Source organism: Bacillus sp. FSL L8-0099 (assembly GCF_038006385.1).
Taxonomy (GTDB): domain Bacteria; phylum Bacillota; class Bacilli; order Bacillales; family Bacillaceae_G; genus Bacillus_A; species Bacillus_A toyonensis.
Genome location: NZ_JBBOVC010000001.1, coordinates 1,934,290 through 1,957,670, shown reverse-complemented (window position 1 = coordinate 1,957,670; position 23,381 = coordinate 1,934,290). Strand labels below are relative to the sequence as shown.

Below are 23,381 nucleotides of genomic sequence, written 5' to 3'. Positions count from 1 at the left end.
CTTTCCTTTTGTCTATATGCTATAAATATGACGCTAAAACATTCGCTATTCTTGCTAAAAACCAATCCCATTTACTAATTTCCTCAAAATCCTGTTCAGAAAATTGTTTTGATTTATGAAAATCCTCCTTTAATCGACTCCATACGTCAGCAACAACTGTTTTGTCATATATGAGACAGTTAGATTCGCAATTTAAATAAAAACTTCTATTATCAAAATTTGCTGTACCGATATCAACAATTTCTCCATCAATGATCGTTACTTTCCCATGAAAAAATCCATTGCGATATTGATAAATTTCCGCTCCAGCATGTAACATGTCTTTCAAATACGGATAAGCAGCTTGTTTTAACAATACGGCATCACTTTTAAATGGCACGAGAATTTTTACATTAACACCGCGATGTAATGCATCTTTTAACTCTTTCATCATTTCTTTACTTGGTACAAAATAAGGTGTAGCGATTATTAAAGACTTTTTAGACTGCTTTATAAGCACCCCATATTTCTGCCATAAACCTTTTCCATTTGAAAACAAATATTGATATTTTACATTTCCTTTTGCAGGTAAACTTTCATGTGCAGGCATTTTTTCCCCGGTATCCTCTTTCCAATCTTTAGCAAATTTTCTTTCCATATCAGTTGCACCATTCCCATTGATACGTACATGATAATCACGCCATGGACCAAATTTCGGATTTTGTCCATGGTATTCCTTTCCGATATTAAAACCACCGACGTATGATACCTTTCCATCTATCGTAACAATGCGTCTATGATTTCGTTGATGCAAAGAATAGAATATACTTTTCAGTTTAGGTTTTTTACTAAATGTAAACTGGACACCTTTTCTTTTTAATTGATTCAGTATCTTTTTCTTCAGCTTATATCCACCTATACGGTCGACTGACAACTTCACTTCTACCCCGCTAGATGCTTTTTTCTCTAATAACTGTAAAAACTCTCGGCTTATCTCATCTTTACCTACAATATAAAAATGAATATATATATACTTTTCCGCATTGTTTATATCCTCAAATAATCTCCTATATAACTCTTCTCCGTTCGTATATAGTTGAAATTCGCCTAATCGAACTTGCCCTAATTCATATTCACTAGCCATTTTTTTCCCCATTTCCACATCGATGTTCATCCATATGAATACACCTATAAAAAAAAGGATTAGAGCGAAAAAGTGCTTCATGGATAATTTTCTTTCTCCACTTACTGTTATTCCTATATCTTCCCTTTTTTTATACATAATCATTCAAGAAAAAATGTCCTTACATGATATATGTCCATATCAAACAACAGCTCATTTGCATATTGTATGTTGTATCTTAAAATAAAAGGAGGAAATAACAATGGGCTTCGCACATGGTAATGGATTTGCGCTTTTAGTCGTATTATTTATCCTCTTAATCATCGTCGGTGCTGCTTGCTTCTGCTAAGTAGTTATTGTCATATGATATGTGGATGAAAAAACTATAAAAGCGGACACCTATTTTTAGGTGTCCGCTTTTTATTTTAAAACCATTATCGTTTGTTATGGTAACCTTAACGGCTATATATTCAATTCAAAAAGTTAACAATGTGGCTACTTTCTTACTCTCTGCCTTACGAATATTACGTTGTTCCGCACGTAATACAGCAATACGATGTAATTCTTTCTCTTCTTCTGTTTCAGGAATAACTCGTGGTACAGGAACTGGATTATTTTCCTTACTAAGTGCAACAAATGTAACAAATGACGTTGCAGCTATACGCTTCTCACCTGAAATTAAGTCTTCAGCCACTACCTTCACAAAAACTTCCATTGAAGTTCTTCCCGTCCAAATTACAAAGGATTCATAACTAACGCAATCAGATGAACGAACAGGATGTAAGAAATCAACCCAATCCATAGACGCTGTGACACATTCTTTTCTTGCATGTCTCGTTGCTGAAATAGAAGCAACCATATCCATCTCCGCTAATATTTTCCCACCAAATAGTGTATTATGATCATTTAAATCCGTTGGAAATACTCGGCTCGTTTTAAACACTCTAGACTCATTAGCTGTTTTTCCCTTTACTTCAGTCATTGTTATCGCCCCCTTGATTAATTATCCTGCTATTTGCGGGTAGTAAGACTCCCAGAAGAAATTAGGTGGAAGTCCGGCTGTCCGTATACTTTCAATGAGTTCAACTAATCATGTACTGTTCACTACACTAAATGAACTACACGTTTAATATTAACAACATTCAGAACTTTCAGTCCATAAAAAAGAACCGATGTTATCAATCGGCTCCTCTAAATACATATTGTTCTTTCGGCTGCTCAACTTTATTCCATTTCGTTACTTCTAAAACGGGAATATTGGCATGGAACGGCTGATAAAACTCCGTTGTTATTTCTCCTTCTACTTGGATCCAGTCATCATTATTCCACTCTACCCCTTCTGGTTTTTTCACTAACATACCATATACACCAGAATCCGCTACACAGTGTATAATACCGAAACGGAATAAGAAGTATTGTTCTTTTTTAGAAGAATCATCTCTGAACACAAACCCTTTAAAAGATAATTTTTTCCCAGTAAACTCGCCAGGATAGTTATAAATCGTCTCCATACCCTTTAAGAAATCTTCATCTTTTAAAGTAATACTGTCTTTCGTAACAAACTCTTTCTTCCCTTTTTCCATTACACCACGGTATCCTTCTTTCCCGTAATAAATGCTCGTATCAGGTCTTAGAAATTGCCTTGTCATAAATGGATCTTTACTTTCTGCTTGCGCTACTGGAAAATGGAATCCCTTCGCCTTAACAATATCGGAATCTAATGTTGCAATTGGGAAAAACAATCCTGTAATGATTGGAAAACAGAATAATGTGTAAGAAAACACTTTTTTCCACCATGTATTCTCATCTTTCGAATGATCATGCCCGCAGTGACTATGATCGCAACCACAATTGTGCTGATCTTTTTCTTTTTGATGTTCTTTTTGGAAAACGATAATAATTTGAACAATCGTTAAAAACCCTAAAATAATGGCTGCTGTTGTTGATAAATAAGCATACTTCATATTGATATATTTCGTAATATTACCTGAAATATGAAGCTGTGCAATTAATATTGTGAAACCTAATAATATATATGCTCGAAACATAACCTACCACCCCATCGCATAAATGAGTAGTGAGCTTGCATAAACAACAAGAGTAACTGTAACTGTAACGACAATTACAAATTTTGTTTTAAATGTCGCAAGCATCATAAACATATTTTTAATATCCACCATCGGTCCATATACGAGAAACGCGACGAGTGATGCTGTTGAAAATGTACTTTGGAATGACGAAGCAATAAATGCATCTGCTTCTGAACAAAGTGATAATATAAAGGCAAGTCCCATCATTACAGCTGATGAAGAAAACGGCCCTTGTCCGATAGCAAGAAGTGTTGAAGTTTGTACAAACGTTTGAACCGCTGCTGCAATTAACGCACCTAGTACTAAGTATTTTCCCATTGAGAAGAATTCCTCAACTGCGTGCGTACATACCTCCCACATTTTTTTACGTAACGGACGCTTATGATTCACTTCTGGGAAGTGATCATCTCTTAATTGATGTTCTTTAAACATAAATGATAATATAATTCCAACGATAATTGCTACGATAATCGCTACAATAGAACGATACCATACCATGTGCATACTACTTCCAAAAGCGACATATGTAGCAAATAGTACAACCGGATTAATAATCGGTCCAGTTAACATAAATGCAATCCCTGCGTATGGCGGAACGCCTTTTCCGATTAATCGTCTTACAATCGGAACAATTCCACATTCACATCCTGGAAACATCATGCCTAAAAAAGTAGCTAATAAAACTGACAGAAATCGGTTCTTCGGCATCCATTTTGCCACCATATCTTCTGTCACAAACATTTGAATGAATCCTGAAATAAATACACCAATTAGCACAAACGGAAGTGCCTCGATTAATATTGAGATAAAAATTGTATTCATTTGCAGGAATGCTTTCGGTAATTGAAACAATTCCATGATGTATTTCCTCCAACTTTTCTTTAACAATATGTAATTTTAACCCCATTTTATTAATTGGACAAGGCTTATACGGAATTCATAACCTTCATACACATTACATTTCACATGTTATATTCTATTCCAAAATTGAGATTTCATAGCAAAAAAGCTGCTCTAGCGTAGTTTTACAACTATGCTAGAGCAGCTTTTTTATTGTTAAAAGTAACGTTTCTTCCAAAAAACAAATGCCAATGTGAACGATAAAGTTACACATATGATGAGTACAATTACAAAACCATACGCTTCACCTTCAAATGGAACCTTTACGTTCATTCCAAAGAAACTAGAAACCATTGTTGGTAAAGATAAAATAATTGTAATAGACGTTAACAGTTTCATAACACTATTTAAATTATTTGATATAACGGAACTAAATGTATTCATCATTCCACTTAAAATGTGACTATATATTTCCGCCATTTCAATAGCCTGTTTATTTTCAATTAATACATCTTCTAATAGATCTTGATCGTCTTCATACATTTTTAAAAATGTACTGTTTCGCATTAATTTTTGAATTACAATTTTATTAGCCTTTAGTGATGTTGTAAAGTAAACTAAACTTTTTTCAAGGCCTAACAATGTAAAAATTTCTTTGTTTTTCATTGATTTATTTAATTGGTGCTCTAAATCGATTGTTTTTCGATTTATTTGCTTTAAGTATCTTAAATAATAAGTAGAAATCGTATATAAGAGCTGCAGTGCAAAGCGTGTCTTTTTAAACGTATAAAATTCTTTAATACGTTGATTAATAAAACGTTCAAAAATTGGATTCTCTTCTAAGCAAATTGTAACGAAACAATCTGGCATTACAATCATACCTATTGGAATCGTGTCATAAATCGAATTCCCCTCTTCATCATGCCTAACTGTCGGAATATCGACGATGATTAAGGTATTATTGTCTTCCTTTTCAATACGAGAGCGTTCTTCATCATCCAAAGGGTCTTTAATGAAATCTAAGTCTACATTTAAAGTTTGTACTAAATACTGAATTTCTTCTTCAGTTGGATGAAGTACATTAATCCAGCAACCCTTTTGCATTTCCTCAATCTCTTGTAGTTTTCCGTTTCGGTCTGTTAAATACATATTTAACATACTATCACCCCGATTCTTTTTACATGTAGGAATCTACCTCTCTTACATAACAGTTTTTGAACCGCCATTCTCAGCATATGAAACATACGTTTAAATTTCAATAGAAAAATTATTTTGAAAACGCTTTTACGTGAAAAATATTATAAACGTAGAAAAAGACAGAGGATTCTCTGCCTTAAAAAGCTTATGTTGCCTTTATAACATATTTAGAAAGCATCCACAAGTTAAAACCAACTGAAATCGTATAGCCAGCGTAAGTTGAAATGATAAAACTTACATAATCGAAATACGGAAGCAATACAATATTTAATATTATCTTTACAATAATTCCGATTACTAAACCTAATACTGTTTTCTGTTGTTGATTAATTCCTTGCAGCATGGCAGCCGTTACAGTAAAGAGTGAAAATAGTATACACGCAGGAGCATAATATTGTAGAATAACACTCCCTATCTCCGGATCATTCCCAGTACTAAACAAAAGCGTATATATTGGTTTTGCTAACACCATCATTCCAATCGCCGCTGGTACCGTAATCCCTACTACTAATAGATTCGTCTTTGTAAAATGTTTATATAGTAACTTCGTATTCCCTGCTGTATAAGCTTTCGTCATCTCTGGAACGAGAGACATACTAAAAGCAGTCGCAACTGAAACTGGGATAAGTACAACCATTTGAACAAGACCAATAATCGCATTGATTTTTTCCGCTTCTCCTTGCATATATCCAATTTGTATAAGTAGTTTATTAATTGTAAATGTATCTATAGTCTGATACAAAGGAATAGCTAAACCAACCACGACGAAAGGAATAGAATATGTAAAGAGCTCCTTATACAACGAGAAGAAAGATTTCGTCGTTTGCGGTATACTTGCCATCTCTTTTTTCTTTAAATGCCTTCTCCTTCTTACATAATACGCAGTTAAAACAGCTAATCCACCTATTGCTCCCATGAAAGCACCAAACGTTGAAATACCAACTGCTAGCGATACAGAAGCTTTTAAAACATATAATACGACAAAACTTCCTATCAATATAGTTAAGACCCGAAAGAATTGCTCTACAACTACACTTAATGCAGAAGGGCCCATCGACTGAAATCCTTGAAAGAAGCCTCTTAATAAACTCATTACTGGTACAAGTATTAACGCAAAACTTACAATTTGAATGTTAGTAGCGACAGCAGTTACACTATTCCCCGTTTGATCACTTCCATCAACTACAAGTTCAGCTAAATGAGGGGCTAATACATACAGTGTGACACACGATACAACTCCCATTATTAACATAAAAACGATACCACTCTTTAGTACTCTTTTAACTGTATGATAATCATTTAGTTGATCATATTTTGATACCATCTTTGAAACAGCGAGCGGTAACCCCATCGTCGCTATACTCAGCATAATCGTATAAGGACGATATGCATACGTGTATAGAACGTACCCACTCGTACCAACCATTGCTGTAAATGGTATAATATATATAAACCCTAACATTTTAGATATCATTGTTGCCATCGTTAAAAATATCGTTCCACGTATAAACGGTGACCCTTTCATCACATTCCTCCGCTACGCTTTATTATTACACATTATGGACAACTCCTTTTGTTTAGAACCGAAACAAATAAAAAAGCCAATGAATCATCATTGACTTTAACGTGTTGTTTTTTTCTTTTTCAAATACTTTAAACCGAAGTATAGTGCAATAAAGAGCACAGCTCCTATAATTATGTAATGTGTATAATCAGATGCATACTCTTTAATATGACGCCAATTCCCACCAAGTTTTTCACCTAAGTATATAAATAGAATTGACCACGGAATAATCGCTACAACCGTATAAAGTGTAAATAGTTTTAATGGCATCTTAGCTAGTCCTGCTGGAATAGAGATCGCATGACGTACTACTGGAATAAAGCGTGCAGAAAATATTACGCCTGCTCCGTAACGTTTAAACCAACCTTCCGCTATGTCTAAATGGTGTTTATTAATAAGTAGATATTTCCCATATTTCTCTACAACCGGACGCCCTCCGTAGTATCCAAGCCAGTATAAAAAGATTTGCGCTAAAGTACCACCAATCGTTCCGGCGATAACTGCCCCCACAAAACTAATTTTACCATCCGCTACTAAAAAGCCAGCATACGAAAGTACAATTTCACTTGGGATTACTTCAATCATTAAAGCAAGAGCTACTCCAAAGTACCCTAAGCTTGCAAAAAATTGCAATAACTGATCTATTATATTTGCTAACATGTTCTTTTCTATCTCCTTTTTTCTTCACATACCATCCCATTATCACATAAAGATTGCAATCTGCCAATATCTTCATTTTAACAATATGTACAATTCAAGCAGCATTAATCTATTATTTTTTCTTTCTGTGGGTCTTTCATATAAGCAAACATTTCTTTAATTTGCTCTTCTGTATTTCTAGCAATTGATAAATCCGGCAATTCATCTTCACCAAAAAACTCTATTTCTTCTGTTTCAATACTAACCTTCTTTTCCCCACCAACAATATTACAACCAATAAAAATCTTATATACATGCGTTACTGAAGGTGATGGTTGATGCTTTTCTTTATCAAATATAGCTAGTAGCTTAAAACGATCTACTTCATATCCTGTCTCTTCGAAAACCTCTTTTGCTGCTACTTCTGTTGGCGTATAACCAACATCAGCCCATCCACCTGGCAATGCCCATTTCCCATCACTTTTTTCCTTCACAAATAATAGCTTTTCATTTTGACAAACAACTGCTCGTATATCAACTTTTGGTGTTTGATAGCCCGTCTCACTTGCAAATAGTTTCGCTACTACTTCCCAATCTGTTTTTGTGTAATGTGACATCATCGAAATCGAAATGTCTCGTAATTGTTGGAAACGTTCTATATCGTACACATCTTTAGAATACGTTAAACCCGCTTGGGCTATAGATTGTATTTGTTTTACCCAATCAATCCATTTAATCGTCATCTCTACACAACCCCATTCTCTATCAAATACATATCATTTCACTTTTTTGGTACACCTTTATTATACAAAAAAAGAGATTGATAATGTTCCAATCTCTTTCAAAATTAATCCAATTCATGTAAGTGGTCTTGTATATACTTCCTTCTTTTATTTATATATTCATAAATCATATCAGCCTCTTGATCAAACGTTTCTAATTTTTCTTTCATATATGGATCTTGTAGTAAATATGGACGAATCAATTCACACAACGCTTCTACTTTCGGCCTCATAAACGAAACTGTAAATTGGTCTTCTAATATTTCTTCTAAAATACTTCGATACTGCTTTCTAAATACAGGTATGTCTAACAATCTTGCACTTAACGTGTTATACCCTTGAATGCGAATATATTCATGATTAAGCGGTCTCCCTTGTACATCTCGCCCCCAAGTTGCATCATAATCCCACGGTATAACTTCAAATAAATTTGTCTCATCGTTATGGTATAGTGCATAGTTATGAACGAAACCGTCAAAGTTTTGCGTGAAAATTACTCCAGCTAACCATCGTAAATATTTATCTACATGTAGAAACTTCCCAATTTCTTTTTCATAATCTTCCCTCGACAAAGTATTCGCTTGAAATACAAATTCACTTAGTTGTTCTTCACTATTTTTATTCGAATATTTAAATTCATAACCCGCAAAGAGCTCTGTCTTAACATCTTTATCTCGCTCACTCATTAATGAAAAATTCGCATCATCATCTATCGCATAATAAATAGAACCACTCGGTAATCCTCTATTTTTCAAAAAGTTTTCATCAACTGATTCTAACTGTAAATATACACCTTGAATTTGACCATTGATTTTTATAAATACATGTTGTGATTTTGGCGAAAGTACACCAATATCATGAAAAAAATCTAAAGATAATTTATTTCGTATGAGTGACGGATCCATAAACTCAGAATTCAAATGAAACTCTTTCGCGCCTTGAAATTTTTTCGGTTTATAAAATACAACATGATAAGACTTTTTCTCAAATTCGCGAATATGAGCACCCCGGTATACGATATCAATGTCATACTTCTTTTTTCCATAAGTTAATTTTGCTGGCACTGGACTATCTGACCAAATATCTTTTTTCAATTCCACTAAGTACATTGGATGAACAAAAAAATCATATGAAGGCAGCATGTTTTCTCATCCCTTCTCAGTTCTCTTCATTCAATGTATGCGCCTTGTCTTGTCCATACATCCGCTATCATCTATTTATATAAAATTACACTCTTGTCCTGTTCAGAACGTCGTCATATCTCATATCATGTTAAGGAAAAAGAATACCTTTTCACTTTAATACATGATAAGGAGGATTTCTATGAAACGTGATATTAGAAAAGCTGTTGAAGAAATCAAAAGTGCTGGGATGGAGGATTTCTTACATCAAGATCCAAGTACTTTTGAGTGCGATGATGATAAATTCTCTCATCATAAATGTACTACAGGATGTAAATGCACTACAGGAGGTAGATGTCCAAGAACAAGATGTACTCGCGTGAAACATTGTACGTTCGTTACAAAATGTACGCACGTAAAAAAATGGACATTTGTTACGAAATGTACTCGTGTTCGTGTTCAAAAATGGACATTCGTTACGAAAGTGACGCGTAGAAAAGAATGCGTTTTAGTTACAAAACGTACTCGTAGAAAACATTGTACTTTCGTTACAAAATGCATACGCTTTGAAAAGAAATTTTACTGGACAAAACGAAGTTTCTGTAAAAAATGCGAATTCTTCCCTCACGGACACGGTCACTCTTGCGATGATTCATGTGATCACGGTAGAGACTGTCACGATGACGGACACAAATGGAATGATTGCAAAGGCGGACATAAATTCCCATCTTGCAAAAATAAGAAATTCGACCACTTCTGGTATAAAAAACGTAATTGTTAGTTTTTATGCCTACAAAAAAAGGCCGTTTTGCGGCCTTTTTTACGTTTATTGAAAATGACTTATATCTGCAAATTGTTTTACTTTTCCATTACCTTCTTCAAATTCTATTACGCTAAGACTAGCGCTATGCATAAATGGATCATCCCACACATTTTCTATTTCACTACCCGCGAAATGCCCAACAAGTAATTTTGCCGCTGCCGCATGGGAAACAATTAATATATTTTCGCCTTTATGCTTTTCTAAAAGAAGCTGCATCCCCTCAATTACTCTTTTATGAACGGCCTCAAAATTTTCTCCTGATGTTGACTGAAAAAGATGTGGCTCATACCAAAACAATTGTATTTCTTCTGGGTATTGCCTTTCTATCTCATCGATTGTTTGTCCTTCCCATATACCCATGTTAATTTCGTAAAAATGCTCATCCGCTATTATCGGTATATCACGTTCGCCCTTTATTAACTTTGCAGTATGAAGTGTTCTTTCACTCGGACTACTATAGATCGCATGGATAGTTAAATCTTTCATTCGGTCACCTAATTGTTTCGCTTGTAACATACCATTTTCAGTTAAAGCTGAATTTTTCCGTCCTTGCATTCGCTTCGCTACATTCCATTCTGTTTCACCGTGCCTTGTTACATATACAGTTGTTTTCATTTCCCATTCCCCCTTATCAATTTGGTCGTAATTCCCATGGTTCTATTTGCCCCACAATCCATTCATTGCAATTACTTTCAATCCCATTAATTACTCCATCTGATATTTCTTGATGAGTAAGCCACCTTCCGAATGTATCTTCTAAAATAAAACCTAATATAATTCTATGATACAGGCAAAGCGTACCACCTATTTTCCCTGCATTCATACGCGATGCTTTACTGCCTAAAATATGAAATAAACTGTATGTCTCAGACGAAAATTCTATCTCCTTACAAATGAGTGATAACGCATACTTTGCACTTGAATGTATCCATGCCACAACTAATGTTATGGGAGCATTTCTCTCAATTGTACCTTTAATAGCTATCTTTACTTCGTCATTATTATGATAATCTAACGGAAGGCATGTGATATTTTCTGGTGCAGAACTTGCTCGCTTCACATATTCTAGTTTCACTTCATCTCGTCCAATAATAGAAACATGGAATCCTTGCTCACAAAGCCACATAGAAACTTTCTTTAACATCCCTGTTCCCCCGATTACAAGTGCATGCAAATGCTCTTCCTCCCTAGTAAAATGTCATATGTGGTTTTTCTTCCCTATAATAATTTAGACGGTCTTGCAGTGTCCCTGAATGAAACTCGAACTTGTGACCGTCAGGATCAACAAAATATATAGACTCACAATCTCTCACATTACGTTCTCTTCCTTGTAAAATATGAACATTATTTTCTTCTAACCGATGTAACAGGCGTTCAAAATCTTTTTGTTCAACAGAAAATGCGAGGTGCGTATAAGATTGATGAATCTCCTTTCTTGGAATATGTGCCTCTTCGTTCAGTGCTATCCATACTCCACATATATTGAAATATGCAAGTTTTCTCCCTTTAACTAATAGTTCTCCTTCTAGCACTCTTTCATAAAACAGAATAGAGTTTTCTAAATTTGATACTGAAAAACAAAGATGATTGATTCCTTTCAACACTCCACGTTCCTCCTTAAACAAACAAAAGATGAGCGAAAATTCACTCATCTTTTATTATACTATTTCTTTGTAATATATGCCCATTTATAACTGAAGTCGCCACCGAACGTATGGTTAGCAATACCATTTACATACGTCTTCTCTAAGTAAGCTGTACTTTGTTGGTACGTAGGAGAGATTGCAACATCTTGACCAATTAAGATTTTTTCAGCTTCTGCAAGTGCTTTCCAGCGTGCTGCGTCATCTTTTAGTAGTTCTCCTTTTGATTTCGCTACTAAATCATCATACTTCGGATTTGAATAATCCATTTCATTAAATGAACTTCCAGTAACGAACATATCAATATATGTCATTGGGTCTGGATAATCTGGACTCCATGCAGATAATGAGAATTCATATTGAAATTTCTTTTCTAAATCTAACTTCTGCTTATATGGTTGTTGCTTCAAATTCACTTTAATACCTGGTAAGTTTTTCTCTAATTCTTCTTTAATAAAGTCGCCCACTTTTTTACGACTACCGTTATCATCATTTAGTAATTCTACTGTAATTGTATCTTGACCAAGTTCTTTCTTCGCTTCTTCCCACAGTTTTTTTGCTTTCGCAGCATTATCTTTACTGTCACGGAAATTTTTATTTACAGTACGGAAGTCTTTTCCATCTGGTCCTGTCGTAAACTTTTCAGGTACTAAGAAATACGCTGGCAATGATCCATCATTCAAAATTACATCCGCAATTCCTTTTTTATCGTACGCTAAATCAATCGCCTCACGAACCTTTTGATTTTTAAACGTTGCATTTTTTTGATTAAAACGTAGGAAATACATACGTGGGTCTAGCTTCGTTTTAAATTCATCTGGTTTATTCTTTTTATATTTGTCTACAAACTCAGAACTTAAAATGACACGGTCTGCTTGATCACTATCATATAAATTTACCCCAGTACTTGTCTCTTTTACTATACCCACATTAATTTCTTGTAATTTTACAGCATCTTTATCCCAATAATTTGGGTTTTTCTTTAACTGGTAACTTTGTTCATGTTTCCATTCACTCATTGTAAATGGTCCATTGTACAATAATTTATCTGCTTCTAATCCGTATTTATCCCCTTGTTCTTTTACATACTTTTCATTTAATGGGAAGAATGTAGGGAACGAAGTAAGCTCAAGGAAATAAGGTGCTGGTTGCTCTAATTCTACTACCAACGTTTTATCATCCTTCGCTTTAACACCTAATTGATCCGACGGTACTTCTCCTTTATTTACTTTCTGTGCATTTTTCACATCAAATAAAATAAATGCATATTCTGCTGCTATTGCTTTATCTAATGTACGTTGCCATGCATATACAAAATCTTGCGCTCGAACTGGATCACCATTTGACCATTTTGCATCACGTAATTCAAATGTATATGTCTTTTTATCTTCACTAATCTTCACATCTTTGGCCATACCTGGAGTTGGTTTATTATCTTTATCTAGACGATATAATCCTTCCATTGCATTTACAAATACACGGAAAGATACAGAATCTGTTGATTTAGATGTATCCATTGAAGGAATTTCAGCTGTTTCTAGCAAATTTAAAACTTGTTTATCTGCCATTCCCTTACTTGATTCTTTCTTCGTTGTCGAAGCCTTCTCCCCATTCCCACATCCCGCAACCAGTACACTAGTCGATAACGCAAGTGCAGCAATTGTTGTTGTCTTTCTCTTCATTCTTCCTTCCCCCAATCTATATGTATAAGTTAAAACTTGTATAATATATTTTATTATACAAAAGATTCTGATTATTTTAAATATTTATTTTCATAAAAAGAAAAAAAGCGGTCAGAAATTGCTTTCCCTCCGCTTTGTTGAATAGCATTTACTTGTAAGCCATCCTCTATATCAAATGGATTTTGAACTTTAAATATTTCCTCCATTATTTTCAAAAACTCTTCTTCATTTTTAGATTCACCGTTAATCGTAAGTGAATATGGTTCCACTTCTCCCAATTTATAATCAACAATAAATTGAATTGTCACCTTTTTCCTTGGCATCTCAGGACTCTCCCCCTGAAATTCTACTAATTCTAATCCTTCCGTTCCACGATAGTATATCCATCCTGAATTTTGAAAATAATTTTCGAACGATTCACCAATTGAAAAGACTGGATATTCATAAAGCGAGCTTGTACGAACTTTTTGAATAATATCCTGATCAGTTGGGAAAAAGAAATGACTGAACAAAATACTAGCAACTGCTAACATTGTAACGATCGTTGCTCCCATTTTACTCGTTCCTCCACTATCACGAATGAGATAATTTTCAACCGATTCATCTTTAATTTCACGTGCCTTTATGCGGTATATACGTCTTTCTGCAAATTGATAATATAATCCATTCGCAAAAATCCCTAGCCCGAATAAGATAAAAACGAGTAATAAAAACGTGAGAGGCACCATATTAATGATTGGCAATGCTACGTTGAAGCCCATATAATATGAAAACGCATCACACACTACTAATAACAGTATAAATAGTGCAGCAGGTAAATAATACTTACGATAGCCAAGCCAACCTACATTAAAAATAGCAGCCCAACCATTCCAGCTCCATTTTGCAATTCGCTTATTTTCAAGCTCCCATTTTTTTTTGTAGTACGGATATTGTCTCCCTACATATTCTTCTAATTCTTTGTCTATTAGCGAGCTTCCTTCACCTTGTTTATTATGCAGTTTTTGCTGACAGTTTGCACAATTTAACTGTTCATTCGCACAAGGTTGCCCACAATTTATACATTCCAAAACAATCCCTCTTTCCATTCATACTTCATTTCAAAATACCTTCGTGTTTTAACAGCCACTCTTTCCTCCATAAACCACCCGCATACCCTACAAGCTTTCCACTCTTTCCTATTACACGGTGACACGGAACGATAATTGAAATGGGATTACGACTGTTTGCTCCTCCTATTGCTCGTACAGCTTTCGTATTACCAACCTTCTCCGCAATATCTAAATATGAAGCACTTACGCCATAAGGAATAGTGTAGAGCGCATCCCATACATTTTTTTGAAATGACGTTCCCTCTGCAGACAGTGGTACAGTAAACTCTTTTCTTGTTCCTTTAAAATATTCATCTAGCTCATTTATACATTGATCTATCATTTCATTTGTATTTTCTTCTTGTCGTTCATCAACAAATATAACAGACGTAATTCCTTCTTCGTTCGCTGTAATTTCTAGCAAACCTAATTCACTTTCATAATAAGCCTGGTACATATGTCATCCTCCAATTCAGTTCATATTAGTCATTGTAACACGAATAGACAAAATTTTTCGTATAAGCGTTTTATTAGAGAAACAAAAAAGAGAATGGTAAAATATAAGAAAATTCGATCAAGGAGGCTATTTGATGCATTCCAAACTTTTTTCACCCCACACAATTAAGGATGTTATACTAAAAAACCGTATCGTCATGTCGCCTATGTGTATGTATTCTTCGGAAAATGAGGATGGAAAAGTAACGAATTTCCACCTCGTTCATTATGGAACTAGGGCTGCCGGTCAAGTCGGTTTAGTTATGATTGAAGCAACAGCTGTGTTACCTGAAGGTCGCATTTCTAACAAAGATTTAGGTATTTGGGACGACAGTCTAATTGAAGGATTACATACAGCGACAACTTTTATACATGATAATGGTGCAAAAGCTGCCATTCAACTCGCTCACGCCGGAAGAAAAGCTGAGTTAGAAACAGATGCGTTAGCACCTTCAGCAATTCCATTTAATGAAACAATGAAAATACCACTGGAAATGAGTAAAGAGCAAATTAAAGACACCGCACTAGCTTTTCAAAAGGCTGCACTGCGTTCAAAACAAGCTGGATTTGACGTTATTGAAATACATGGCGCTCACGGTTATCTAATTAACGAATTTCTTTCTCCACTTTCCAATAAACGAACGGATGAATATGGCGATTCATCTGAAAACCGCTATCGTTTCTTACGTGAAATCATCGAATCTATAAATGAAGTTTGGGACGGACCGTTATTTGTTCGTATTTCAGCAAATGATTATCATCCTGACGGACTAACCGTTCAAGATTACGTTCAGTATTCAAAATGGATGAAAGAACAAGGAGTAGATTTAATCGATTGTAGTTCTGGTGCAGTTGTACCGGCACATATTGATGTTTATCCTGGTTACCAAGTACAATATGCTAAACATATTAAAGAACATGCTAACATTGCAACTGGGGCAGTTGGATTGATTACGACTGGGGCACAGGCAGAGCAAATATTAAATAATAACGAAGCAGATTTAATTTTTATCGGACGTGAGTTACTTCGCAATCCGTACTTCCCAAGAATAGCCGCAAATGAACTTGGTTTTGAATTGCAAGAACCGTATCAATATAAGCGGGCTCCTGGGAAAATCAATATGAATAAATAAAACCGAGAAGCCATTCTTCTCGGTTTTATTTATTCTATCGTTGTAATTTCATTTGAATTATAAATGTGGAGACCAGATTCTTCTCGCAGCGCAGTTATATACATCCCTTTCGCCACATCTTTAGCTGAAATTGGTTTATACTTTTTGAAAGCCCCTTTAAATATAAAAGGAATAATTCGAGTTAACTTTTCAGCCATTCGTTCACCAAAACGAAACTCTTGTCGATTTCCAACTAATAAAGACGGCCTAAAAATATGAATACCACCAATCACTAACTTTTGCAATTCCTCTTCCATTTTCCCTTTTACTTGTGAATAAAAGAAAAATGATTTAGGATTTGCTCCCATCGAAGACACAACAAGGAAGTTTTGCACCCCTTGCTTTTCAGCTAAACAAGCAGCTCGTAACGTATATTCATAATCTACTTTTTTGAAATTCGCCTTTGTTTTTGCTTTTTTTATTGTTGTTCCTAGACAACTAAAAACATCATCTACTGCAAAAAATTCTTTATATTCTTCTAATGCCGAATAATCTACTTTCTTCTGCTGTAACTTCTCATGTTGCCATTGCATTGGTTCTCTTACAAAAATAGTAACCGAATCGTAGTAATCTGATTCAAGTAATAGACGCGTTATCTCTTGTCCAACTAAACCACTTGCACCAAGTACTAACGCTGTTCGCTTATTCATATATGCATATACCTCTTATTTTACTTTTCTCTCCTTCAGTGACATGCAACTTTTAGGAGTTTCCTTCTTTTTATTTTACCATAAGTAAAGCACTATGCGTATGCATAGTGCTTTACTTACTCTTTTTTCTTTTCTTTCTCTGGTAATTTCGTTATCGTTGATGCATTCCCTAAATTACTTATTAAGCGTCTTAAAAAGATTAAAACGAAAGATAATGGCAATACTACCGCTAATATCAATAAGATAGCTTCCATTAAATATCCCAAGCGCTCATCCTCCTCTTCACCTTCCTTTCAAATATATGAAAGCAGCGTTGTCACATATGCATGCATTCACAAAAATAATACATCTATATTTGACAACTTTATAACAAAATCAAATCGTAATGATTATTATTTATTGCAACTTTATGAAAGATGTATTATACTAAGTTCGCAAACTAAAACGTAATTATTCCGTTTTGTATTAAAATGATATTTTTCTTCTATAATTGAAGATATATCCGTAAAAAAAGAAAAGAGGAGAACTTCATGCCTAAAAGATTGACTATATTTTCATTCTTACTTATTTTCACTTTAATTTTTACTGGCTGCTCAAATAAAAAAGAAGGTACTGCCAAGAAAGATGGAAAGCTAACTGTTTATACAACTATCTTCCCTCTTGCAGATTTCGCAAAAAAAATTGGTGGCGACTATGTAACAGTAGAAGCAATTTACCCTCCTGGTGCCGATTCACATACATTTGAACCGAGTCAAAAACAAACAGTACAAGTTGCAAAAGCCGATTTATTCGTTTATAACGGTGCTGAATTAGAACCATTTGCTGAGAAGATGGAAAAAACATTACAAAAAGAAAATGTTAAAATTGTAAATGCATCAAAAGGAATTAAACTTCGTGCTTCTTCTGAAGAAGAACATCACGATCACGGAGATGGTCATAAAGAAGATGATCACCATCATGATAAAGACCCGCATGTTTGGATAGACCCTACTCTTGCGATGAAACAAGCTGAAAAAATCAAAAATGCTCTTGTGGAATTACAACCTGACCATAAACAAGAATTCGAGAAAAACTTTGCAGCACTTCAAACTAAATTTACCGATTTAGACGATCAATTTAAAGCTGCTGTAGCAAATGCGAAAACGAAAGAAATTTTAGTTTCTCATGCTGCTTATGGTTATTGGGAACAACGCTATGGTTTAAAACAGATTCCTATCGCCGGAATTTCAGCTTCTGATGAGCCATCTCAAAAAGAGCTTGCTGACATTACAAAAACAGTAAAAGAACACGGTCTAAAATATATTTTATTTGAAACTTTCTCTACGCCAAAAGTCGCATCAGTTATTCAAAAAGAAACTGGTACAACAGTTTTACGCTTAAATCACCTTGCTACTATTTCTGAAGATGATGCGAAAAACAATAAAGATTACTTTACTTTAATGGAAGAAAACGTAAACACATTGAAAGAAGCAACAAACTAATTTACTATATTTTCTAAGCAGCTGAATCTATTGTTCAGCTGCCTTTTTATGTATGTATCCTTGACTTGACCAAAATAACAAGTAAAATTATCCATATTAGCTTTAAGCTATACTCTTTTAGAAGGTGAGTTGGAATTATGAATCTTCACATTTGTGAAGTAACAGCAAAAAATTGGCGTTCAGTAGCTGCTTTAAACGTCGCAAAAAACCAGCAGCAATTTATTGAAAGTAATGCGTTTTCTTTAGCAGAATCATTATATGAAGGAAACGGGACGTCAGTAGGTTTATATGATGGAGAAACACTTGTTGGATACGCAATGTACGGTTGGTATTCAAAAAAACACGAAAGCATCTGGTTAGATCGTTTTATGATTGACCAACAACATCAAGGAAAAGGATACGCAAAGCGTTTCCTTCGCTTACTCATTCAATTTTTACAACAACAATTTACATGTAAAATAATTTACTTAAGTTTACATCCGGGCAACAAACTTGCCATGGGCCTATATGAATCATTTGGTTTCCATTTAAACGGGGATATTGATGATGAGGGTCCAGTTGTAGGTGTTGTAATGGAGTTACTAATAAACGAAAACACAAGCCTGTGAAAACAGGCTTGTTATTATATATTTATCAATGTTATTTTCTATTTTCCGTTTCTTTCCCTTATGTGTTTCGTTATTGAAATCTAGTACAATCTCAATAGAATGCTCATAAAAAAATAAGCCTGCAGTTGACGCAGACTTATTTCACACACTCCCCAAAATGTTCTTGGAACCATTCTTTATTAATATCTTTACCGATAAATACGACTTCACTTACTCGCTTTTCACCCTCTTGCCACTCTCTATCATACGAAGCAGCAAATAATGTATGTACACCTTGGAACACGATACGTTTATCTACTCCATCGATAGATAAAATCCCTTTATAACGATATAAATACTCCCCTAGCTCTTGCACGACAGCTGACATCCACTCATTTAGTTTTTGTAAATCTAACGGACGCTCTTCACGTAGTACAAATGATTTTACACCTTCTAAATGATTATGCTCTTTATGAGGATAAATTTGTAACGTATCTTTCGTTTTAAACGTTTGAATTTGTAATAATGATGGTATATCTACCTCACAGTTAGTTGCCTCGATTAACTTTGCAGTGGGGTTAATACCTTGCAGTTCATGCAAAAGATTTTCCTTTTCACTTTCTTCAATTAAATCTAATTTATTCACCAACACTACATCAGCAAATGCAATTTGTTCCTTTGCTTCTAGTCCCTTTTCAAAATGTTTATGTATATGGTAACTATCTACTACCGTTACAACGCCATTAATTTGGTATGCAGATTGAATAACAGGATCTAAAAAAAATGTTTGAATAATCGGACCTGGATTTGCAAGACCTGTTGTTTCAATTACTAAGCCTTCAAAGTCCATTTTCCCTTCTGCTTTTACGTCCAGTAATTGTTTTAACGCAACGAGTAAATCTTCACGTACAGTACAGCATAGACAACCGTTAGTCATTTCCATAATTTCTTCTTCAACATTCATAATCAACTGATTATCGATACCAATTTGTCCTATTTCATTTACAATCACCGCTAATTTCTTACCGTGATTTTCTGATAAAATACGATTTAATAAAGTCGTTTTCCCTGATCCAAGAAAACCAGTTAATATTGTTACTGGAATCATCCCTTACATCTCCTTATAGCTATATGTGTCTACATTATAGCATATAGAGAAAATCGTTTTTGTAGCAAAACATATTTATTGTTTGTACGCTCCTCAAACTATATAATAATATGTAGTAAGAAAGCCTTTTCAAAATAATAATCATACATCAAGGGGGTACTTATAATGGAACGAGTTCAAATGGCCGAAACACTAGAATTTTCTCGTATTATTCAAGGATTTTGGCGTTTAGCAGAATGGAATATGACGAAACAAGAGTTACTTTCTTTCATTGAAGAATGCATGGATATGGGGATTACTACTTTCGATCACGCTGATATTTATGGCGGATATACGTGTGAAGGGCTGTTTGGAGAAGCTTTACAACTAAAGCCTTCCTTACGAGAAAACATGCAAATTGTTACCAAGTGTGGAATCGCTCCCCCATCACCGAAATTTCCAGAGCGATATGTTGCTCACTACAATACAAGTACTGAACATATCATAAAGAGCGCGGAGGATTCATTACAAAACTTACATACAGATTATATTGATGTATTACTCATCCATCGTCCTGATCCATTTATGGATCCAAATGAAGTGGCAGAAGCGTTCTCACGCTTAAAACAAGAAGGAACGGTTCGTCACTTCGGTGTATCTAACTTTTTACCTTCACAGTTTCATATGTTAAGTTCATATTTAGATTTCCCGCTCATTACAAATCAAATCGAGGTATCTGCGCTGCAGCTTGAGCACTTTGAAAAAGGTACGATTAATTTATGCCAAGAAAAACGAATCAATCCAATGATTTGGTCACCTCTTGCTGGTGGCGAAATCTTTACCGGTCAAACTGAACGTGCAGTACGTGTACGTGAAACTGTACAAAAAGTTGCTAATGAGCTAGGTGTTACTAGCATCGATACGGTTATGTATGCATGGCTACTTGCTCATCCAGCTAACATGATGCCAATCGTTGGCTCTGGGAAATTAGATCGTGTAAAAACGGCCGCTCTTGCTACAAAAGTTAACTTAGATCGTCAACAATGGTTTACAATTTTTGAAAGCTCTAACGGTCATCCTGTACCATAATATGAAAAAGAAGAGCTGTTTCTTTACAGCTCTTCTTTTTCCAGGCTGTGGAGAAAGTCTTCTCCACAGCCTGTTTATGTGTCTGAACCTCTTTTTATGTGTCAACACTGATAAAAAAGAGGTAAAGGAGAGATTTTTTATGATGGGTGCTTTAAAAAATCATCGTGATGAGCGTGTATCCGTTTCTGTAGAAGAATTAGTTCCGCAAGACCATTTCCTTCGTGCGATTGAAGCGACAATCAGTTTTGATTTTATTGAGGAAAAGTTACGCCCTTATTACTGTGAAAACAATGGTCGTCCGTCAATTCACCCTATCGTTTTATTTAAGATGATGTTTATCGGATATTTTTATGGTATTCGTTCAGAGCGACAATTGGAAAAGGAGATCAAAACGAATATTGCCTACCGTTGGTTTCTAGGTTTTTCTCTATCAGATACAATTCCAGATCATTCTACAATCAGTTGGAATCGCCGTACTCGTTTCATTCATACAAATATTTTCGAAGAAATTTTTGATGAGATTGTGTGTCAAGCGACCGAGCACCGTATGGTGGGAGGACGTGCGTTGATGACAGATTCTACACACATTAAGGCGAATGCCAATAAAAATAAATTTGTACATAAATATAAAAAAGAAAAGGCAAAGTTCTATATAGATGAACTAGAAGCTGCGGTAATCGAAGATCGTGAGGTACATGGAAAAAAGAATTAAGACCTAGAAAGGAAAGTGATACCCCCACTAAAAAAACTCGTATCAGTACAACGGATCCAGATAGTGGATTTTTAATGAGGGATGGAAAACCGAACGGTTTTCATTTCTTAGATCATCGTACGACTGATGCGAAATATAATATTATTACAGATACCTATATAACGGCTGGAAATATGGCGGATTCCGAGCCGTATTTAGCACGTCTACAAGCTCAAACTAATAAATTCGGATTCAAAGTTGAAGCTGTAGCTCTTGATGCAGGCTATTTTACAGGTTATATCTGTAAGAAACTATCAGAACAGAATATATTTATGGTGATGGGGTATCGCCGATTTGGAAAGCGAAATAAAGACGTTCCGAAAAGCCAATTTAAATATGTAAAAGAAATGAATGTATTTGCTTGTCCGATGGGATGTATTTTAGAATATACGACAACGGATCGCGAAGGATATCGTCAATATAAATCAAATCCAGAAGACTGCGCTGTTTGTCCGCTACGTGAGGTATGCTTTTCAAAAAAACAAAAACAAAAAGTTATCACTCATCATATATGGGAAAAATATAAAGATATCGCTAGAAAAAACAAACTAACAGCTACAGGGAAAAGACTGTATAAAGTACGCTGTTCAACTATAGAGCGAAGCTTTGCGGATGCCAAAGAACTACATGGCTATCGATATGCTCGGTTTCGAGGGCTGAAGTCTGTCCAAATGCAAGCTTACCTCACCGCAGCTTGTCAAAACATGAAAAAAATAGCCCTTCACCTAACCAAAAAAGGTCTGGTGGAGGGCTGTTTTTCTAAAATTTATTATTTTATATTGTTTTCATTTACTAAAATTAAAAAGGATTGCAGAATGTTGGGAACCCTAAAGGGTTTCCCAACACTCTGGAAAAAGAAGAGCTGTTTCTTTACAGCTCTTCTTTTTCATATGTATTTCTAGTCATTGCAAATACACACATGTCCCTTAATCCATTTTCATCTACCGCAACACTGGCACTTTCTAAAATACCCTCTAATTTAAAACCTAATTTCTCAGGTATCGCTCTACTCTTTTTATTTAGAGCATCACAACGAATTTCTACGCGGTTTGCTTTCAGTTCAGAAAAAGCATAATCCGTTATACCTTTCGCAGCCTCTACCATATAGCCTTTTCCACTAAATCTCGAATCAATCCAATATCCGATTTCAAATTGAGGTATATCCCAATTAATACGATGTAATCCGGCAGATGCAATAAATTCACCTGTTTCTTTCGAAAATACTAGTAACCTTAAATCCTCACGTTGCAAAAATTGAATATGTGATTTTCTAATACTTTCTTCTACTTCTTGCTCTGTTTGCTCTTTTTGTGCAAACACCATCCAAGGTTTTAGTTCTTGTATTGAAGCTTGAATTGCATCGTATACAACTTTACCATCTCCTGGTTTCGGCATTCGAATAAAAAGCCTGTCAGTATAAAATTCAGAAGGAAAATCGAATAATAACGGTTTCACTGTAAACACTCCCTATTTTTCTTTTATATATAATAATATC

General features: G+C 34.9%; 25 protein-coding genes and 1 pseudogene. 7 read left to right on the top strand and 19 right to left on the bottom strand.

Annotated features, from left to right (window positions below):
• Positions 1 to 19 precede the first annotated feature (19 nt).
• Complete coding sequence (gene cls, locus MHH42_RS10080) at positions 20 to 1,204, bottom strand: cardiolipin synthase (RefSeq protein WP_340894722.1); 1,185 nt, start codon at positions 1,202 to 1,204, stop codon at positions 20 to 22.
• A gap of 160 nt (positions 1,205 to 1,364) precedes the next feature.
• On the opposite strand from cls, the gene MHH42_RS10075 reads away from it, so the two are divergent.
• Positions 1,365 to 1,451, top strand: a complete 87-nt coding sequence (locus tag MHH42_RS10075; protein WP_000505094.1) for a YjcZ family sporulation protein — start codon at positions 1,365 to 1,367, stop codon at positions 1,449 to 1,451.
• A 126-nt stretch (positions 1,452 to 1,577) separates the two neighbouring features.
• Here MHH42_RS10075 and MHH42_RS10070 read toward each other — a convergent pair whose 3' ends face one another.
• The 8 genes from MHH42_RS10070 to cotH form a co-directional block, all read right to left on the bottom strand.
• Entirely contained in the window at positions 1,578 to 2,084 is a 507-nt protein-coding gene (locus MHH42_RS10070) for an acyl-CoA thioesterase (RefSeq protein ID WP_000141169.1), read from the bottom strand.
• Positions 2,085 to 2,280: 196 nt separating this feature from the next.
• On the bottom strand, positions 2,281 to 3,150 hold the full coding sequence (locus MHH42_RS10065) for a TIGR03943 family putative permease subunit (RefSeq protein ID WP_000488051.1): 870 nt from the start codon (positions 3,148 to 3,150) through the stop codon (positions 2,281 to 2,283).
• Positions 3,151 to 3,153: 3 nt separating this feature from the next.
• The gene (locus MHH42_RS10060; RefSeq protein WP_000418718.1) at positions 3,154 to 4,050 is read right to left on the bottom strand and encodes a permease; all 897 of its coding nucleotides are present in this window, start codon (positions 4,048 to 4,050) and stop codon (positions 3,154 to 3,156) included.
• Positions 4,051 to 4,248: 198 nt separating this feature from the next.
• The gene (locus MHH42_RS10055) at positions 4,249 to 5,190 is read right to left on the bottom strand and encodes a magnesium transporter CorA family protein (RefSeq protein WP_000933700.1); all 942 of its coding nucleotides are present in this window, start codon (positions 5,188 to 5,190) and stop codon (positions 4,249 to 4,251) included.
• A gap of 184 nt (positions 5,191 to 5,374) precedes the next feature.
• A complete protein-coding gene (locus MHH42_RS10050; protein ID WP_097837304.1) occupies positions 5,375 to 6,754 on the bottom strand; it encodes a putative polysaccharide biosynthesis protein in 1,380 nt (459 codons plus the stop codon).
• Between the two features lie 96 nt (positions 6,755 to 6,850).
• Positions 6,851 to 7,453 (bottom strand): DedA family protein, encoded by a 603-nt coding sequence (locus tag MHH42_RS10045; RefSeq protein WP_000880689.1) that lies wholly within the window; start codon positions 7,451 to 7,453, stop codon positions 6,851 to 6,853.
• Between the two features lie 104 nt (positions 7,454 to 7,557).
• Positions 7,558 to 8,175, bottom strand: a complete 618-nt coding sequence (locus MHH42_RS10040; protein WP_016108231.1) for an NUDIX hydrolase N-terminal domain-containing protein — start codon at positions 8,173 to 8,175, stop codon at positions 7,558 to 7,560.
• 104 nt (positions 8,176 to 8,279) lie between these two features.
• Entirely contained in the window at positions 8,280 to 9,356 is a 1,077-nt protein-coding gene (gene cotH / locus MHH42_RS10035; RefSeq protein WP_000938007.1) for a spore coat protein CotH, read from the bottom strand.
• Between the two features lie 181 nt (positions 9,357 to 9,537).
• Between cotH and exsB the strand changes: the two genes are divergently transcribed.
• On the top strand, positions 9,538 to 10,116 hold the full coding sequence (exsB, locus tag MHH42_RS10030) for an exosporium protein ExsB (protein WP_070173056.1): 579 nt from the start codon (positions 9,538 to 9,540) through the stop codon (positions 10,114 to 10,116).
• A 45-nt stretch (positions 10,117 to 10,161) separates the two neighbouring features.
• Here exsB and MHH42_RS10025 read toward each other — a convergent pair whose 3' ends face one another.
• The 6 genes from MHH42_RS10025 to MHH42_RS10000 all read right to left on the bottom strand — a co-directional run bounded on the left by MHH42_RS10025 (position 10,162) and on the right by MHH42_RS10000 (position 15,031).
• On the bottom strand, positions 10,162 to 10,773 hold the full coding sequence (locus tag MHH42_RS10025) for a phosphoserine phosphatase 1 (protein ID WP_070173055.1): 612 nt from the start codon (positions 10,771 to 10,773) through the stop codon (positions 10,162 to 10,164).
• Positions 10,774 to 10,789: 16 nt separating this feature from the next.
• Entirely contained in the window at positions 10,790 to 11,332 is a 543-nt protein-coding gene (locus MHH42_RS10020) for a short-chain dehydrogenase (RefSeq protein ID WP_340893286.1), read from the bottom strand.
• 13 nt (positions 11,333 to 11,345) lie between these two features.
• Complete coding sequence (gene fosB / locus MHH42_RS10015; protein ID WP_000911701.1) at positions 11,346 to 11,762, bottom strand: FosBx1 family fosfomycin resistance bacillithiol transferase; 417 nt, start codon at positions 11,760 to 11,762, stop codon at positions 11,346 to 11,348.
• Positions 11,763 to 11,821: 59 nt separating this feature from the next.
• The gene (locus MHH42_RS10010) at positions 11,822 to 13,483 is read right to left on the bottom strand and encodes a peptide ABC transporter substrate-binding protein (RefSeq protein WP_000824261.1); all 1,662 of its coding nucleotides are present in this window, start codon (positions 13,481 to 13,483) and stop codon (positions 11,822 to 11,824) included.
• 71 nt (positions 13,484 to 13,554) lie between these two features.
• Positions 13,555 to 14,553 (bottom strand): DUF2628 domain-containing protein, encoded by a 999-nt coding sequence (locus MHH42_RS10005; protein WP_000388938.1) that lies wholly within the window; start codon positions 14,551 to 14,553, stop codon positions 13,555 to 13,557.
• Between the two features lie 25 nt (positions 14,554 to 14,578).
• The gene (locus MHH42_RS10000; RefSeq protein WP_087950148.1) at positions 14,579 to 15,031 is read right to left on the bottom strand and encodes a methylated-DNA--[protein]-cysteine S-methyltransferase; all 453 of its coding nucleotides are present in this window, start codon (positions 15,029 to 15,031) and stop codon (positions 14,579 to 14,581) included.
• Positions 15,032 to 15,164: 133 nt separating this feature from the next.
• Between MHH42_RS10000 and namA the strand changes: the two genes are divergently transcribed.
• Complete coding sequence (namA, locus tag MHH42_RS09995) at positions 15,165 to 16,202, top strand: NADPH dehydrogenase NamA (protein ID WP_340893281.1); 1,038 nt, start codon at positions 15,165 to 15,167, stop codon at positions 16,200 to 16,202.
• Positions 16,203 to 16,231: 29 nt separating this feature from the next.
• Here namA and MHH42_RS09990 read toward each other — a convergent pair whose 3' ends face one another.
• Both MHH42_RS09990 and MHH42_RS09985 read right to left on the bottom strand, forming a co-directional pair.
• On the bottom strand, positions 16,232 to 16,891 hold the full coding sequence (locus tag MHH42_RS09990; RefSeq protein WP_001042745.1) for an oxidoreductase: 660 nt from the start codon (positions 16,889 to 16,891) through the stop codon (positions 16,232 to 16,234).
• A 116-nt stretch (positions 16,892 to 17,007) separates the two neighbouring features.
• A complete protein-coding gene (locus MHH42_RS09985; protein ID WP_000540935.1) occupies positions 17,008 to 17,157 on the bottom strand; it encodes a hypothetical protein in 150 nt (49 codons plus the stop codon).
• 264 nt (positions 17,158 to 17,421) lie between these two features.
• Between MHH42_RS09985 and MHH42_RS09980 the strand changes: the two genes are divergently transcribed.
• Together MHH42_RS09980 and MHH42_RS09975 are read left to right on the top strand one after the other, a co-directional pair.
• A complete protein-coding gene (locus tag MHH42_RS09980; RefSeq protein WP_001126163.1) occupies positions 17,422 to 18,372 on the top strand; it encodes a metal ABC transporter substrate-binding protein in 951 nt (316 codons plus the stop codon).
• 137 nt (positions 18,373 to 18,509) lie between these two features.
• On the top strand, positions 18,510 to 18,980 hold the full coding sequence (locus tag MHH42_RS09975) for a GNAT family N-acetyltransferase (RefSeq protein WP_001048673.1): 471 nt from the start codon (positions 18,510 to 18,512) through the stop codon (positions 18,978 to 18,980).
• A gap of 136 nt (positions 18,981 to 19,116) precedes the next feature.
• Here the strand turns inward: MHH42_RS09975 and MHH42_RS09970 are convergent, their stop codons facing one another.
• Entirely contained in the window at positions 19,117 to 20,067 is a 951-nt protein-coding gene (locus tag MHH42_RS09970; RefSeq protein ID WP_000613433.1) for a CobW family GTP-binding protein, read from the bottom strand.
• Positions 20,068 to 20,232: 165 nt separating this feature from the next.
• Between MHH42_RS09970 and MHH42_RS09965 the strand changes: the two genes are divergently transcribed.
• On the top strand, positions 20,233 to 21,135 hold the full coding sequence (locus MHH42_RS09965; RefSeq protein ID WP_340893280.1) for an aldo/keto reductase: 903 nt from the start codon (positions 20,233 to 20,235) through the stop codon (positions 21,133 to 21,135).
• 139 nt (positions 21,136 to 21,274) lie between these two features.
• Positions 21,275 to 22,644, top strand: a pseudogene (locus tag MHH42_RS09960) (IS1182 family transposase); the annotation flags it as partial.
• Between the two features lie 112 nt (positions 22,645 to 22,756).
• On the opposite strand, the gene MHH42_RS09955 reads toward MHH42_RS09960, so the two are convergent.
• On the bottom strand, positions 22,757 to 23,341 hold the full coding sequence (locus MHH42_RS09955) for a GNAT family N-acetyltransferase (protein ID WP_000803474.1): 585 nt from the start codon (positions 23,339 to 23,341) through the stop codon (positions 22,757 to 22,759).
• Between the last annotated feature and the right edge of the window lie 40 nt (positions 23,342 to 23,381).